This window comes from Mucilaginibacter robiniae, assembly GCF_012849215.1.
GTDB classification, from domain to species: Bacteria; Bacteroidota; Bacteroidia; order Sphingobacteriales; family Sphingobacteriaceae; genus Mucilaginibacter; species Mucilaginibacter robiniae.
Genome location: NZ_CP051682.1, coordinates 1,042,978 through 1,060,385, shown reverse-complemented (window position 1 = coordinate 1,060,385; position 17,408 = coordinate 1,042,978). Strand labels below are relative to the sequence as shown.

Sequence of the window (17,408 nt, the reverse complement as noted above, 5' to 3'; positions counted from 1 at the left end):
AGGGCTTCCTTTTTTAATAAGCATGTTTATGAAAGAATCAAACTAAGGCTCGGCTAAGTATTAGATTAAGTGAATTTCATTCTGTGAAACTATTCTTTAACTATATAGAAATATTGTATGGTAATAAAAAAAATACATCACATTTTGTAACTTATTTAGCTGCAAATCAGTAAATAGGCCTATTTTAGTCTGACTTTAACTTGTGTAAGCACAATAAATATGTTGTTTAAATAAATCTTTTCAACAAATCGTGTTTGCATCAACCTGAACTTTATTACTGAATGAAGCGACTTTTACTTACCTGTTTGATTTGTGCTTACTATGTGCTGGCCTTAGCACAAACAGCTCCTAAAATTTTTTATACAACTCCGCAAACCTTAACTATTGGAACCAATGTAACGATCTCACCTACTAATTCTGGTGGTACTATCCCTACAGTTACTTATGGTAGTACTACTACCTTTGCTGGTAATAGTTCCGGATATTCTTCTGATGGAACAAGTACCGGAGCAGGATTTTATAATCCGGCAGGTATAGCTGCAGATGCAAACGGAAACATTTATGTAACTGACCAAGGGAGTAATCGTATTCGGAAAATTACGCCTGCTGGTGTAGTGAGTACTATTGCTGGTGGAAGTTATAACGGATTTGCCGATGGTACAGGTACAGCAGCCCTTTTTAATAATCCATGTGGTATTGCCGTTGATGGTAATGGTAACTTGTTTGTGGCTGACCGATATAATAACCGTATTCGTAAAGTTACACCGGCGGGTGTAGTAAGTACGTTTGCTGGTAATGGTAATTCAGTATCAGCTGATGGTACAGGTACAGCTGCGGGCTTATATTATCCTTACGGTATTACTGTTGATGCTAATAACAATCTTTTTGTAACTGAACAGTTAGGAAGCAAAATCAGGAAAATTACGCCGGCAGGCGTAGTAACAACAATTGCGGGTTCTGGTAGTACAGCCAGCATCAATGGTACCGGAACCAGTGCCAGTTTCTACTATCCTACAGGTATAGCTATTGATGGTAATGGTAATTTATTTGTAGCCGACAATGGAAGCAACCAAATTCGTAAAGTTACACCTGCAGGTGTAGTTACCACTTTAGCAGGTTCTGGAACATATGGCTTTGCCAATGGTACAGGTACAGCCGCTAACTTTTCATCTCCAACAGGCATTTCAATAGATGGAACTGGAAATTTGTATGTGGCTGATCAGTGGAATTACATGATTCGGATGATTACACCTGCTGGTGTAGTAAGTACATTAGCAGGTAGTACCACAGCAGGTTATATTAACGGAGTAGGAGGGGGCGCAAGTTTTTATCGGCCTATGGGGGTTGCTGTTTTGGGAGATAAGCTTTATGTTGCCGATTACAGCAATAACCTTATCAGGGCTGTAGCTATCACCGGGTATGCTATTGATCAAACTTTGCCTCAGGGCCTAAGCTTTGATAACCAAACCGGAATCATAAATGGATCTCCCACAGTTGTTTCTGCAGCTGCCAATTACACGATTACTGGGCTAAATGCCTATGGTAGCAGCAGTGCAAAAATTAGCATTGCTAGTGTTATTCCGACGGTAGCCCCAACTGCTATTGCATTTACGCCAACATCGGCCCCAATTGGTTATACACTTACTATCACTGGTACTAATTTGTTGGGTGTTACAGCCGTAAATATCGGTGGTAAACCAGCCACAACGTTTGCAGCCCAATCATCAACAACAATCGTTGCAACAGTGCCAAGCGGGGCAACGTCAGGCAATATTACCATTACTAATTCTTATGGTACTGCTACGTTAACCGGGTTTACTAGCGTTGCAGCTCCCGCTATCAGCTACGAAAGTCCGCAAAGTTATATCACAGGAACAACAATAATACCATTAAAGCCTACCAGTAGTGGTAGTGATGTGCCAAATGGGTTTTATGGGCAGGTATCTACTTTTGCCGGCAGTGGCAATGTAGGTTCGAGTAATGGCATTGGAGCTGCTGCTAGTTTTAATTACCCCGCAGGGCTAGCTAAAGATGCCAGTGGTAATATTTATGTGGCAGATCAAAGTAATAATTATATTCGAAAAATAACCCCTGACGGTCTAGTAAGTACTTTTGCAACAGGTTTTAATAATCCTGCTGGTTTAACCTTTGATGCAGCAGGAAATTTGTATGTTGCTGAAAGTGGTAGTCATCAAATCCGTAAGGTAACATCGACAGGTGTAGTTTCTGTCTTCGCCGGAAAAGGTTATCAAGGTAATAACAACGGAACGGGTACAGGTGCAGGTTTCAATTATCCTTCGGGTATTGTTGCTGATGCATCCGGTAACTTGTATGTGGCTGACGCAAGTAATTATTTAATACGTAAAATAACCCCAGCCGGTATAGTTACTACTTTTGCGGGTTCGGGAACCTATGGTTCAGTTGATGGTACAGGTACCAGTGCGAGTTTTTCTAATCCTTCAAGTATAGCTATTGATGGTTCTGGAAACTTGTATGTTGCTGACAATGGAACCCGTAATATTAGAAAAATAACGCCTGATGGTGTAGTGAGTACTATTGTAAAAAGCATAATCTCTTCAGGATACTCCAATGCGCCAATTAGCCTAACGGCAGATGCAGCAGGCAACTTATACATCACCAATACAACAGTAGTTCAAAAGATTGCATCAGATGGTGCATTAACCGTTATAGCAGGAAATATAACTAGTTCTATTGTTTCTTCGGCAGATGGGGTAGGTAGTGCAGCTAATTTTAGTTATGCATCGGGTATTACAATTGATGGTTTAGGTAATTTATATGTTGCTGATCGGTATGCACAAAAAATTAAAAAAGTTAATATAGTTGGCTACACAATATCGTCTGATTTACCTGATGGCTTAACAATGGATAATACAGGAACGATAACCGGCATACCTGTTAAACCATCAGTAGCTAGAGATTATGTTGTAACCGCTACCAACTTAGCGGGTAATAGTAATAGCAATATTAATATTGCTATTACTATACCACCAGTAGCACCAACAATCAGCAGTGTTACGCCTTCATCGCCGGCATCGGGTAGTGCCATCATTATAAATGGTAATAATTTTTTAGGATCAACAGGAGTAACTATAGGTGCAGCATCGGTGCCTTTTAATATTATATCGCCTAATAAGTTATCGGCTGTTGTGAATACTACTATAGCAGGAGACATTAAAGTAACTAATTCTTATGGCTCAGCAAACTATACCGACTTTAGCATTGCCTCTAGCCCTATTATCAGTTATACGACACCGCAAACTTATACAGTTGGTACAGCTATTAATAAGTTAATACCCAATAATAGTGGCAGCGTTATACCCAATACTGCTTATTCACAAACTACAACTTTAGCAGGTAGTGGGGCAACAGGAAATGCTAATGGTGCTGGAACTGCAGCAACATTTAATAATGTACGAAATGCTGTAGCTGATGTTGATGGCAATGTTTATGTAACTGATGCCGGCAATAACCTAATCCGGAAAATTACGCCTGCAGGCGTGGTTTCTACTTTTGCTGGTAGTGGCAGTCAGGGTATGTTTAATGGACAAGGTACATCGGCTAGCTTTAATGGTCCGCAAGGTATAGCTATTGATGGTGGCGGTAATTTGTATGTAGCCGATCAGTCCAATAGAGTTATTCGCAAAATTACAGCTGCGGGAAAAGTTACTACATTCGTGGGATCTGGTAATTACAATTCAACTGATGGCGTAGGAACTGCTGCCAGCTTTGCAGGTCCGATAGGATTATCTATAGATGGATTGGGGAATTTATATGTTACTGAAGAAGCTTTTTACAATAAAATTCGGAAAATTACGCCCGATGGTGTAGTTACAACGCTTGCTGGTGGAAATACAGGATCAACAAACGGTAAAGGTACTGCTGCCAGCTTTTATGGCCCACTTGGTCTTGCTTGCGATGCTTCAGGCAACATATATGTTGCTGATAGCTATAATAACCAAATACGTAAAATTACACCAACAGGTGAGGTTACCACTTTTGCCGGTAGTACAACATCAGGTAAAGTAGATGGTGCCGGTGCTACTGCTAGCTTTAATCATCCTGCTGGGGTAAGTTGTGATAGTTATGGAAACGTTTATGTGGCTGATCAATACAATAACCTAATCCGTAAAATAACACCTACTGGAGATGTTTCTACATTGGCAGGCTCGGGTGGAACCAAGCTGGTAGATGGTGTTGGCAGTGAAGCTGGCTTTAGTAGCCCAGCTGGTTTAGTAGCTGATGGGCAAGGAAATTTAATTATAGTAGATGCCGGTCATAACGTTATTCGTAAAGTAGCTATTACCGGTTACACAATTAAGCCGGCTTTACCCAAAGGGTTAAATTTTGATGGTGCTACAGGTACTATTAGCGGTACACCAACAGTTTCGTCATCAGCAATCACTTACACAGCTAGTGGAATAAATACAGCTGGCATAAGTAATAGTGATATTGCTATAGAAATAAAAATACCGGAACAGGCACCAGCTGTTACTGCATTTAGCCCTGTTGCTGCTGGTACTGGTAATATTCTGACTATAACTGGAACTAATTTTACTGATGCTACTGCTGTGGAAATTGGTGGGATTGCGGCAACTAATTACTATGTAGTTTCACCAACCATTATTAAAGCTATAGTAGCACCAGGTTCAACCGGTACTTCTGTAAAGGTAACAAATGCCTATGGTAATAATGGTTTAACGGGCTTTACCTTTAATAGTGCACCTAATATTTCCTATAAAGGGCCACAAACCTACCAAGCAGGTGTGGCTATAACACCATTAACTGTAACCAACAATGGAAGTATTGTTCCTGAGGCATTATATAGGCAAACCACTACTTTTGCCGGCAGTACAGAAACGTCATCTTCATCAATCATTAATCAGCCATCTGCTGTAGTGCAGGATGCATCAGGTAATTTGTATTCGGCAGATAATTACGTAATCCATAAAATAACGCCAGCAGGAGTTGTAACTGTCTTTGCTGGAAGTGGTGCATACGGTAATACTAATGGTACGGGTACATCTGCCAGCTTTGGTTCAATACAAGGAATGACTATAGATAAAGATGGAAATATTTATGTGTCTGATCAAAGCTATAATCAAATCAGAAAAATAACTCCTACAGGCGTAGTTACCACATTAACTAATAATACCAATTATGGATCAGATGACGGCAAACTTGTAAATGCCAGTTTCAATTATCCACAAGGAATGGCTATCGATGATGCCGGTAATTTGTATATAGCTGATGGTTATAATAACAAAATTCGTAAAATAAGTACAGATGGTATAGTATCAACCTTTGCAGGTACAGGTAGTGCCGGTGCAGCTAATGGTCCAGCTAATGCAGCTACCTTTAATTATCCGCAAAGTGTAGCTATTGATAATTACGGTAACTTCTATATAGCTGATAAGAGTAACCACTTAATTCGTAAAATTACACCAGCGAGTATTGTATCAACTTTGGCAGGATCTGGTTTAACTGGTAAAGCTGATGGCAAAGGTACAGCAGCCAGCTTTAATAATCCAACAGGTATAACTATAGATTTTACCGGCAATATTTATGTAGCTGATGCCGGCAATCACTTAATTCGAAAAATTACCCCAGCAGGTGAAGTAACAACTTTGGCTGGAACTGGTGTTGCTGCTCTGGTTAACAGAACAGGAACAGAGGCTAGCTTTAATAATCCGGTTAACGTTTTGGCTAATGCTGCAGGCAACCTGTATGTAGCTGATAAAGGCAATAATGCCATCCGCAAAATTTCATTAACAGGGTATGCAGTATCGCCTGCATTGCCAGCTGGTTTAGCTTTAAATGGTCTAGGTACCATCAGCGGCACACCAACAACTATCTCAGCTGCTGTTAACTATTCCATAACTGCGAGCAATATGATTGGCACCAGTACAGCACAGCTGAATATTGAAGTAGGTGTGCCACCTACAGCTCCAACCATAGCCTGCATATTGCCAACAAAAGCGAATGCAGGTACTGTTATCACTTTTACCGGAACAAGCTTTGCTGGTGTAACTGGTGTTAGCATAGGTGGTGTATCAGCATTGTCATATACTGTGCTGTCACCAACTAGTATAATAGCTGTTCCGGCACCAACGGCTACATCAGGTAGTGTTAGTGTAACAAATGCTTATGGAAGTGCTACAGCAGATGGGTTTACTTTTATTGGACCGCCGCAAATTAGTTATAGCAGTATTCCTGCACTTACCGCCGGTACAACAATAAAGCCAATAACACCTACCAATAATGGTACTGTTATACCTGCCAATAGCTTTGGAAAGGTAAACACTGTAGCTGGTACAGGCAGTTCAGGTTCATTAAATGGATTAGCTAGTGCAGCTACGTTCTATTATCCTTTTGGTGTGACAACAGATGTTTCGGGTAATATTTATGTAACTGATAGAAATAACAGTCTGATTAGGAAAATTGATGCTAATGGTAATGTTACTACATTGGCAGGTACTGGTAGTACAGGAGCCGTTAATGGAACAGGTACAGCCGCTAGCTTTAATTTTCCTAATGGCATAGTAAGTGATTATGTTGGCAACTTATATGTAGCTGATGGTAATAATAATTTAATACGTAAAATTACCTTAGCAGGTGTAGTTACCACTTTTGCTGGTAATGGAGCCGCAACATCAATAGATGGAGTAGGTCTAGCAGCAAGCTTCTATAACCCAACAGGTATTACAATAGATGTGGCAGGTAATTTATACGTTACTGATTCAGGTTCTGGAAAAATTCGTAAAATAACTCCAGATGGTACTGTTACTACTGTAACTGGTAATGGTAGTTCAGGGTTAATTAATAATACAGGTAGTAGTAGCTTTAACGGTCTGAGTGGTATTGCCACAGATATCAAAGGCAACCTTTATGTTGCTGATACTTATAACAACTTAATACGTAAAGTTAGTGCAACTGGCGTAGTTACTGTTTTTGCTGGTAGTGGAACCTATAGTCATGTAGATGGCGTCGGTACGTCAGCCGGTTTAGCCTATCCAAGAGGTGTAGTTGTTGACGCTTCTGGTAATCTTTTTATAACTGAGTTGAATAATTATGTAAGGATGATTACTCCCGATGGTGTGGTAAGTACCATTGCTGGTAACGGTCAAGAAGGAACAAAAGATGGTGTTGGTAATGCTGCCTCGTTTTACTTTCCTGCATTATTATGTTTGGATCAGACTGTAATGTGATTGTAGCAGATAACGCATCTCATTTAATTAGGAAAGTATCTGTAAGTGGTTATACTATAACTCCGGCACTGCCAGCAGGTTTAAACTTTGACAGTGCAACAGGAACTATTAGTGGTACACCAACTATTATTACTCCGGCGGCTAACTATACCATTACTGCAAACAACTATGCTGGTACCAGTACCACAACCGTTAGTATAGGTGTAAAGGCACTAAGCTTACCTAATATTGCTTACAATATTCCACAGCAATATGTTGTAAATAAAGTCATAACGCCATTAGTGCCAGCTAATACAGGTGGTACAATACCTGCTAACTCGTATGGTGAGGTAAGTACTTTTATGACTAATACAACAGTAAACCTAGATAATATAGGTAACATGGTTGTTGATACTTATGGTAACTTTTATGCAATAGATAACACCGGAAATGCAATTAAGAAAATTACACCTAATGGTGCAGTTTCTACTTTTGCTTCAATCAATAACTTATTAGACATTGCTATTGATCCATCTAATAATATCTATGTAGCTGCTGGAAGCTACTCTATTCAGAAAATTACGCCAGCAGGGGCAATAACTAAGTTAACTGAAAGTTACGGGACAGTTGTAAACGGAGTCGCTAAATTTAAAATTGTTCATGCTATTACTGTGGATAAAAATGGTAATGTTTATGTAAGTGACCCAGGTAATAAAATTATCTGGAAAGTAACATCATCAGGTATAATGAGTGCATTAGCTGGCAACTCAACTAACACAGGTGCTGATGCAGATGGAGTTGGCAGTGCAGCTAATTTTAATAATCCTCAAGCTATCACTGTAGATAATGCCGGAAATGTATATGTAGCAGAGGGATACACTAATGCAATCAGAAAAATTACACCTGATGGTGGGGTAACAACTTTGGTCGATAAAATATCAGGAGTTTATAAAACTGGAGTTTACTATTCTGTTAACGACATGACTATCGATCAACTTGGTAATTTGTATGTTGTAGATAATAGTTATCACATCGTTAGAAAGATTACTCCAGATGGCAAAGTTAGCACTTTGGTTGGTAGTGGTAACGCAAGCTATGTAGATGGAGTGGGTACAGCTGCAAGTTTTAAAGGTGCATACGGACTGACAATAGACATTTCTGGAAACTTGTTTGTTATTGATAGTTATCCTAATAATGGAAGTACAATAGAACGCAGGTTAAGAAAAATAACGTTAGGTGGTTATGTAATCAACCCAGCCTTACCAGCGGGCTTAAGCTTTGAGGGCACTACTGGTACCATTAGTGGTACACCAACTACGTTTACCTCGGCTCAAGATTATACAGTAACGGCTTACAATCTTGCAGGTAGTAATTCGGCTAAAGTTAATATTGCTGTAACTAATCCAAATATCAACTTTGCTGCCCTGCTCCCAGCAACGTATGGAGATGCAGATATAGCATTAACCGCAAAGAGCGATAATGCTGCTGCACCAATTACCTACGTTGCTGATAATACCCAAGTAGCCACTATTGTAAACGGTAATTTGCATATTATGGGAGCTGGAACCGTGAATGTTACAGCCTCACAAATCGGAACCGCAGATGTTACACAAAGCTTAACTATAGCTAAAAAAGAGCTTATAGTAACAGCTAACGATCAAACGCGTGCTTATGGTAAGTCCGACCCTGACTTTACAGTAGGCTATAGCGGTTTTGTAAATAATGATGATGTTAGCCAGTTAGCAACGTTGCCATCAGTAACTACAACGGCTACCGCAACCAGCGATGCTGGTACATACAGCCTGGTGCCAAGTGGAGCAAGTGCTAACAACTACAGCTTTGTTTACCATAACGGTACGCTTACCATTATGCCTGCTGTTACCAACTTCAAAGTATCGGCTACTAGTGTTACCTGTAAAGGTGAAAATAATGGTATAATTAATATCAATGCCATACAAACTGCTGCTTACACAGCCATATTAACCGGAAATGGAAATAATAAATCTTACTCATTTAACACAGATTTAAGTATTGATAAACTATCACCTGGAACGTATAATGTATGTATCACGAACGCGGCTTTGAATGCTTACCAGCAATGTTTTAATCTAACCATTACTGAGCCTAAAGATTTAACTGTTTATTCAACCGTTAACAAGCTAACTAACACTATTAATTTAATTTTGAATGGTAGCTCATCATATACTGTGCAACTGAACGGTACTGTGTACAGAACATCTAACAGTTCACTAACCTTACCATTAGATAAAGGAAATAACAAAATATCTGTAAGTACCGACAAGCCATGTCAGGGCATTATCGAACAAATCATCAATCCATCTGATAACACAACACCTTATCCAAATCCTTTCCAGAACGTGCTTTACATTAATCTGGGTGAAAATACAGTAGCCAACTGTGCAGTGAAAATTTACAATGTAGCGAATGGTTCATTACAGTCGGCAGCACAATTCAATAATCAATCAGGGGTAATCAGTTTAGATGTATCCAGATTAATGCTGGGCATATATTCGCTGCACTTGATGATGGATGGAAAAGAAACCGTTTACAAGATTATTAAACAATGAAAAGAATATTAGCTACAATAAGCATAATGACCTTATTGACCGGATATGGGTGCAGTGGAGGAGGCGGTAAGGATAATCCCGAACCTATTGTTGTTGCAGTACCCGAAAAAGCCGTTTTGATCTCGCCTATACAGAATGAGCTACGTCAGCAAGGTACAGTTATTTCCGCATCGCAAAGTACAGTTACCTTAAAGTGGAATAGTGCAGCTAACACGGATACTTATGAAGTGAGTTTAAAAAATCTGGAAACTGGAAGTAGCAGTACGCAAACAACAAATAATACGCAACTGGACATGACATTGCAACGTAATGCGCCTTACTCATGGTCGGTGAAATCCAAATCAACTAAGAGTACCTCAACTGCGCAAAGTGACACCTGGAAGTTTTATAATTCTGGCCTTGGAACTCTAAGTTATGCACCTTTTCCGGCTGAACTGGTTAGCCCTAGCCTGAATAGTAGTATAACTGCAACGGATGGTAAAATCACCTTGACTTGGAGTGGTAGCGACGTTGACAACGACATTGTAGGATATGACGTGTATCTGGATATTAAAGCAAGCCCCAACTTGTTAAAAAGTAATGTGTCTGATACCATTATTGGTAATATAGTGGTAACTTCGGGCACTATTTATTACTGGAAGGTAGTTACTAAAGATAGCAAAGGCAATACCTCGCAATCGGCCACTTATACATTTACGGTGAAGTAAGTTAGTACCCTTGAAAGCCTAAGTTTAAAGATATTTTCAATAACATGTAATAAAAGCGTTACTCTGTAAGCTGCTTAGTTTGGTTTACTTAATATAAGGTTAACCTTAATCTATCTTAAAATAAACATAACTAGGCTTATTTTGCTGGTACGATGGAATCAGCAAGCATGTCTCAACCAGTGACATTGGATAGGGTAGAAGTTATATTCAAAGAGAACTATACGCCTTTACTTAGTTACGTAAACTCCATAGTAAAAGATCAGGAACAATCAAAAGATGTGATTTCTGATCTTTTTCTGCATTTATGGCAACAAAAGGATCAGCTTCAGATTAATCACATTAAACCTTACTTATTTCGTGCTGCCCGTAATGGTGCCTTGAAAATGGTAACTTTATCCAATAGGTCTTTACAATTATCAGAAGATACATTTAATGTACCTGCCGACATTTATAATCCTTTAGAAAAGATCGTTGTCAAGCAATCCATAAAAATAGTTGAAAGCTTGATTAACCAACTATCTCCTTTACGCAAGGAAATGATTGAGTTGAGACTATTGGGCTTGAAGAATCAGGAGATTGCCAGAGTACTGGATATTACAGAAAAAAAGGTAGAGTATAATATGCGTGAAGCTATTGAACAACTGGGGCATGCTATTCATCATAGCCGTTTGGATAAGGCTACGGTAGCAGGTGGTTTAATGGTGCTTAACCTATTGTTTACAATAATGTAATAATTTCTTTTGGTGTAAAAGGCTGTGCTATTACTCTTGAGTAAAACTATATTTCAGCATAGCCATACTATGACCAACAGACGAAACTTTATTAAAGAACTAGGATTTACGAGTGCTGCTATAGCCATACCTGGCAGCCTATTGCAAGCAGCACCCGAAACACATACCGAAAAGCAGGATTTAACCAATCTCACCCTCAAAGGCCGGGTGCACTACAATGGAAAAGGGATTAAAGGAGTAGCTGTAACAGATGGTATTAACATTACCCAAACCGACAGCAACGGGCATTATAGCTTGTTAAGTAATAAAACAGCTGAGTTTGTTTATATCAGTTTGCCGGCAGGTTACGCTTTTTCGCAACAAAATGGGTTAGTGCAGTTTTTTAAACGCATTGATAAGCAGCAAGGTATTTTTAATGCCGATTTTCAATTAGAAAAACTGAGTACAAGTGATAATAAACATGTGTTCATTGTATGGTCCGATCCGCAAATAATCTCTAAAAAGGATGCAGCTGTTTTAGTAGAGCAAGCCGCACCCGACCTGCGCGATTTAGCTAAATCATACCCGGCAGGTACACCCATTCATGCAGTAGGCTGTGGCGATTTGGTTTGGGATCATTTTGAACTCCTCGATGATTATAAGCATGCGGTAGAAATTAGTGGCATACCGTTTTTTAACCTTATTGGTAATCATGACATGGACCTGGATGCGCGCACCGATGATTACTCAGCCAAAACCTTCAAAAGCAATTTCGGGCCTACTTACTATTCCTACAATCGTGGTAATGTTCATTATGTAGTGCTGGATGATGTTTTCTTCATCGGAACAGCCAAAAAATATATTGGTTATATTACCGAAACACAGTTGCAATGGCTGGAGCAGGATTTAGCATACGTAAAGCCAGGTAGTACCGTAATTGTATCGTTACATATACCGACTAACACTGGCAGTCAGCGCCGGAACAAAGAGAAGGAAGAAGAACTGGGTGGTGTAGTATCTAACCGCGAGCAATTGTATAAAATACTAGCTCCTTACAAAGTTCACATCATGTCTGGCCATACGCACATGAACGAAAAATGGGAACGTGATAATATGATAGAGCACGTACATGGTACAGTATGCGGTGCCTGGTGGACAGGACCCATCTGCAGTGATGGTACACCCGAAGGTTACGCTGTGTACGAAGTAAATGGTGATGAAGTACAATGGTACTATAAATCAACAGGAAAGCCTAAAGATTACCAGTTGAAAGTGTATGAAAAAGGGCGACTTAAAAATGCGCCCGATGCTGTAGTAGCCAATGTATGGAACTGGGACCCGCAATGGAAAATACAGTGGTATGAAGATGGTGCTTTAAAAGGTACTATGCAGCAAAAAGCTGAATTTGACCCTTGGGCCTTGGAATTGTACGAAGGGCCTGAATTGCCTAAAAAACACAAGTTTGTTGATCCAACTTTGACGGACCATCTGTTTTTTGCCACACCATCAGCAGGTGCAAAAAAAGTTAAGGTGACTGCTACCGACCGCTTTGGTAAAAATTACAGTCAGGAAATAGACGTTTAAAGAGGTACTACTTTGATGAAAAAGCCGGAATGTATCCGGCTTTTTGCATTCATAAGGTCTTTAATAAAATCTTAACAAATACTTAATCATTTCTTTTGGTGAAAACCGGCTCATGTTGCTCTTCTCTATAAAATAAAGCACGTGAACTGGGAAATACTTTTAAAGTATATTAATAAAGAAGCTACTGCTGCCGAATACAAGCAGGTAGAACGTTGGCTTCAGGCACAAACCGAAAATCAGCATTTATTACAATACCTAAGTCGCCGGCAGGAACAGTTAAATGCCCCATTGAAGCAAGAACATATTCATGAACAATGGGTACGTTTGGTAGACAGGATACTGGAAGTTTCGCCAAGCAATAACAGAGTAAAATCGATAAAGCCTTATCGTTTCATTGGTTTAGCAGCTAGCTTGCTGCTCTTGTCTGTACTGGGTTTGCTGTATGTTCAACAGCCGCCTGTAAAATCAAAGCTTGAAAACTTTACTTTACAAACACCGGCTTACCAACGCGGGCAGGTTACCTTACCTGATGGTACACAGATTTATCTGGCGCCTAATACCCATATAGCATATAATAGTGATTTTGGTAAAGCTAAGCGCGAGTTACACTTAGTAGGCGAAGCCTTCTTTAAGGTAAAGCATAATCCCCACAAACCTTTCATTGTTTACACCGGAAGTAAGGTTTCGGTAACTGTGCTGGGTACTGCATTTAACGTTTATGCACGCCAGTCCGCTGCTGCTGAGGTTAAAGTGGCAACTGGGTTGGTAGGTGTTAAATATCGTAACCGAACACAACTTTTAAAGCCAGGTCAGCAGTTAAGTTTTACAGCCAATAGTTCAGTTGCCACCATTCAACCTGTGCTTGTAAAAGATGCTAGTTCTCTCCAGAGCGAAACCCTGATTTTCAATAACAGCAATGCTACTGAAATTGCTGAAAAGCTGCAACGGTGGTACAATGTTCAGGTTACGCTATCAGCTTCGGCACACAACGCTTCGCGCTTCAGTGGTGAAATTAAAGATGATGGCATTGGCAGTACACTGCAAGCTATCAGCTATGCCACTGGTCTGCACTACCACTATAAAAACTCACATACGCTCACACTTTTCTAATTTAAAATGAACTATTCGAAAACTTTACTGCATTTATTGGCAGTATGCTTTTTTGCGCTGATAATGGCGGGCTCCTCGCGAATACAGGCACAAAGTCGTGTAAACACACAGCTTAACTTTAACCAGAGGCAGTTAACCCTGCAAGCCATTATTGATCGGCTTAAAACCAGTTATGGTTATAAAGTATCGTTTGATGCTGGTGTAAACCGTGCTAAAACCATAACCCTTTCATCCGAAAATATTTCTTTTGATGAATTGATACTCATCCTGCAACAGCAGGCAGGAGTGGGCCTCAGAAACATGGATGGTAATCTGGTAATCAAACAACTGGATATGATTACGGCCAGTGGTACTCTAGTATCAGCAGATGATAAGTTGCCCTTAGCCGGTGTAAATATTACGGATGCAAGCAAGAAATTTCTGGGTTCAACTAATGCTGGTGGTAAGTTTTCTATCGTAGTACCTCGCGGAAGCAAAGTGAATTTTGCCATGATTGGCTTTGAGCAACAGGGCGTAACTTTTGATAAGAATACCGCAGGTATCACCCTGTCATTAACTGCATCCAATACCGGATTGAATGAGGTAGTAGTTACTGCATTAGGTATTAAACGTGAGGAGAAAGCCTTAGGCTATGCTACTACGGTGGTAAAGGGTGAACAGCTTACCCAAGCCTTATCCAACAACTGGACCGATGCCTTGTCTGGAAAAGTAGCAGGTTTAAATATAATCCGTTCTAACGGCGGACCAACCGGCTCGAATCGTATTGTGTTACGCGGTGAAAGTAACTTGACCGGTGCTAATGAAGCTTTGATTGTGGTAGATGGTGTAGTCATTAATAATGGCAGCGGGCGCTCAACAGGTTCGGGTAGCGGTGGGTATCTGGATTCAGATTCTCCGGTTGATTTTGGCAGCGGACTAAGTGACATCAACCCCGAAGATATTGAAAGCGTATCGGTACTGAAAGGCCCAGGTGCAGCCGCCTTGTACGGGCAGCGTGGTGCTAACGGAGCCATCATTATTACGACCAAGTCGGGCAAATCTAAAGATGGCAAAATTAGTGTGACTATCAACTCCAATACTGCTTTTGAGCAAATTAACCGCTGGCCTGATTACCAGTATGAATATGGCCAGGGTACAGATGGCGCCAATTATTATTCGTTTGGTGCTACGGCTGATGGTGCCAGTACACGCAGTACCAGTTCGGCCTGGGGGCCTAAATTTAACGGACAAAGCTTTTTTCAGTATGATCCGGTTACGCATACCGGCGGCACAACCCGTACACCTTGGGTAACTTATCCGAATGCACGCAAAGATTTTTTCAATACCGGAAGAACGTTTACCAATAGTGTAAGCTTAAGTGGCGGTACCGAAAAAACATCGGTACGCTTCTCAGCCACTAATGTGAATAACACCTGGATTATTCCGAATACGGGTTACAAACGTAATACGGTTGCCTTGGCAGTTGATCAGAAGGTAAGTGAGAAGCTGCAAATATCTACCCGCATTAACTACACCAGCAAAACCAGCGATAACTTACCGGCAACGGGTTATAATAATCAGTCGTTGATGTACTGGAATATGTTTTGGGAACCCAATGCTGATATCAATTGGTTGAAAGATTATTGGTTACCAGGGCAAACCAATGTAAAGCAGAGCTATCCTTTCAGTAGCTACCCAGATAATCCGTATTTGATTGCTTATGAAATGTTAAACAAATTGAATCGGAACGGTTTGACGGGCAACATACAAGCTACCTACAATTTTACCAAGCACCTGAACCTGATGGTGCGTACCTCGCTTGATTTTGGTTATCAGCAAACTTCTATACAAAGGCCGTATGATACCGAAAAGTTTTTGAAGGGTATGTACCGCACACAAAACACATTTTCACAAGAAATTACCAACGACTTTTTGCTGCGCTACAATAACAAAATCGGCAAAGATGTAACGGTAACTGTAACCGCCGGTGGCAGTATGTTGAAAAATCGCTACAATCGTGACGAATTGCGTGCCGATTCTTTATTGTATCCGGGGATTTACACCTTGGCTAATAAGGCTGGTGTACTCAATGCATTGCCTTACAAAAGCCAGTATGCACTCAATAGCTTTTATGGGGTGTTATCTGCCAGTTATAAAGACAAATTATTTGTGGATGTAACCGGCCGTAACGATTGGAACAGCGTACTGGCGTCTCCAACATCGTCAGATAATGTTTCTTTCTTTTATCCGTCGGTAAGTGCCAGTGCTATTTTATCTGAAATATTCAGTTTGCCAAAAAGTATTTCATATGCTAAAATACGAGGATCAATCGCTGGGGTAGGTAGTGGCGGAACTGACCCTTATCGCACGGCCTACTCTTACTCGCCCATTAGTAGTTTTCCAGGTGGCTTAGCCAACCCTACTACTTTGGCCAATACCAATCTGAAATCGTTATTTACCACTAGTTATGAAATAGGTACCGAATGGCGATTGTTTGGTAGTCGGTTAGGTTTCGATATTGCTCTGTATCAGAATAATACTAAAGATCAGATATTAACCGCCACGGTCGATCGTTCGTCGGGTGTTAATTCGGCCTACGTAAATGCCGGTGCGGTACAGAATAAAGGTATTGAGATTGCTGCCAATGGTACGCCTGTTAAAACCAGAAACTTTACTTGGAGCATCAACGGAACCTTTACTGCTAACCGTAATAAAGTAAAATCACTAACCGATAGTTTAACCAGTTTAACCCTTCAGCAAGGCCCGGGTGGACGGGGCTCTATCATCGCTATGGTAGGCGGTTCTATGGGCGATTTATATGGTCGTAGTTACCAGTGTGCGCCTGATGGACAAATCATTTACCAGAATGGGTATCCTTTACTAACTACCGATCTACAGTATATAGGCAACATATACCCGAAGTTTAAACCTAGTTTAAACAACCAGTTTACGTATAAAAACTTCAGTTTAGGTATTTTGGTTGATGCACAATTTGGTGCAGTTGCCTATTCGCTAACTTCAGCTGTATTGGCTGAACAAGGTAAAACCAAGAACACGTTGCCCGGGCGCTATAATGGTATAATAGGCAATGGTGTTATTCGTAATGCTGATGGTACCTATCGGCCTAATGATGTAGTGGCTCAGGATTTAACTAACTATTATACTACGCACTACGGTCGTGATAACGTTGAAGGAACTACCTATTCAACTGATTTTGTTAAACTGCGTGAAGTCCATTTTAATTACACCTTTACACCCAAAAAGCTACGCCGAATAGGCCTAACCCGTTTAACGGTTGGTGTTTATGGCCGCGATTTGCTCATGTTCACCAAATGGCCAGCCTTCGATCCTGAATTTGGTACCCTTAGTGATAATTACGGAACGCCCGGCGCTCAAGGCACATCTTATGTTACTCAAGGTTTTGAACTGGGGCAACTTCCTTCTACCCGAACCTTTGGCTTTAACCTAACCGTAGGCATTTAATCAAATAATGATGAAAAAGTATATTTATAGTTTACTAGTGTT

7 protein-coding genes are annotated in these 17,408 nt (G+C 40.4%); all 7 read left to right on the top strand.

The features are described from left to right. Positions 1–281: 281 nt before the first annotated feature. The 7 genes from HH214_RS04750 to HH214_RS04720 all read left to right on the top strand — a co-directional run bounded on the left by HH214_RS04750 (position 282) and on the right by HH214_RS04720 (position 17,366). Positions 282–7,226 carry an NHL domain-containing protein gene (locus HH214_RS04750; protein ID WP_169606250.1) on the top strand — a complete coding sequence of 2,315 codons (6,945 nt, stop codon included), beginning with the start codon at positions 282–284 and terminating at the stop codon, positions 7,224–7,226. Next, a complete protein-coding gene (locus tag HH214_RS04745) occupies positions 7,202–9,793 on the top strand; it encodes an MBG domain-containing protein (protein ID WP_169606249.1) in 2,592 nt (863 codons plus the stop codon). The genes HH214_RS04750 and HH214_RS04745 overlap by 25 nt, the downstream gene beginning before the upstream one ends. Continuing rightward, a complete protein-coding gene (locus HH214_RS04740; protein ID WP_169606248.1) occupies positions 9,790–10,500 on the top strand; it encodes a hypothetical protein in 711 nt (236 codons plus the stop codon). The genes HH214_RS04745 and HH214_RS04740 overlap by 4 nt, the downstream gene beginning before the upstream one ends. Before the next feature lie 167 nt (positions 10,501–10,667). Next, positions 10,668–11,231 (top strand): sigma-70 family RNA polymerase sigma factor, encoded by a 564-nt coding sequence (locus HH214_RS04735; RefSeq protein WP_169606247.1) that lies wholly within the window; start codon positions 10,668–10,670, stop codon positions 11,229–11,231. A 69-nt stretch (positions 11,232–11,300) separates the two neighbouring features. Next, positions 11,301–12,794, top strand: coding sequence for a calcineurin-like phosphoesterase C-terminal domain-containing protein (locus HH214_RS04730; protein ID WP_169606246.1), 1,494 nt, complete (start codon positions 11,301–11,303; stop codon positions 12,792–12,794). A 141-nt stretch (positions 12,795–12,935) separates the two neighbouring features. Then, a complete protein-coding gene (locus HH214_RS04725) occupies positions 12,936–13,904 on the top strand; it encodes a FecR family protein (protein ID WP_169606245.1) in 969 nt (322 codons plus the stop codon). 6 nt (positions 13,905–13,910) lie between these two features. Further along, complete coding sequence (locus HH214_RS04720; protein WP_248282203.1) at positions 13,911–17,366, top strand: SusC/RagA family TonB-linked outer membrane protein; 3,456 nt, start codon at positions 13,911–13,913, stop codon at positions 17,364–17,366. The last annotated feature ends 42 nt before the right edge of the window (positions 17,367–17,408 follow it).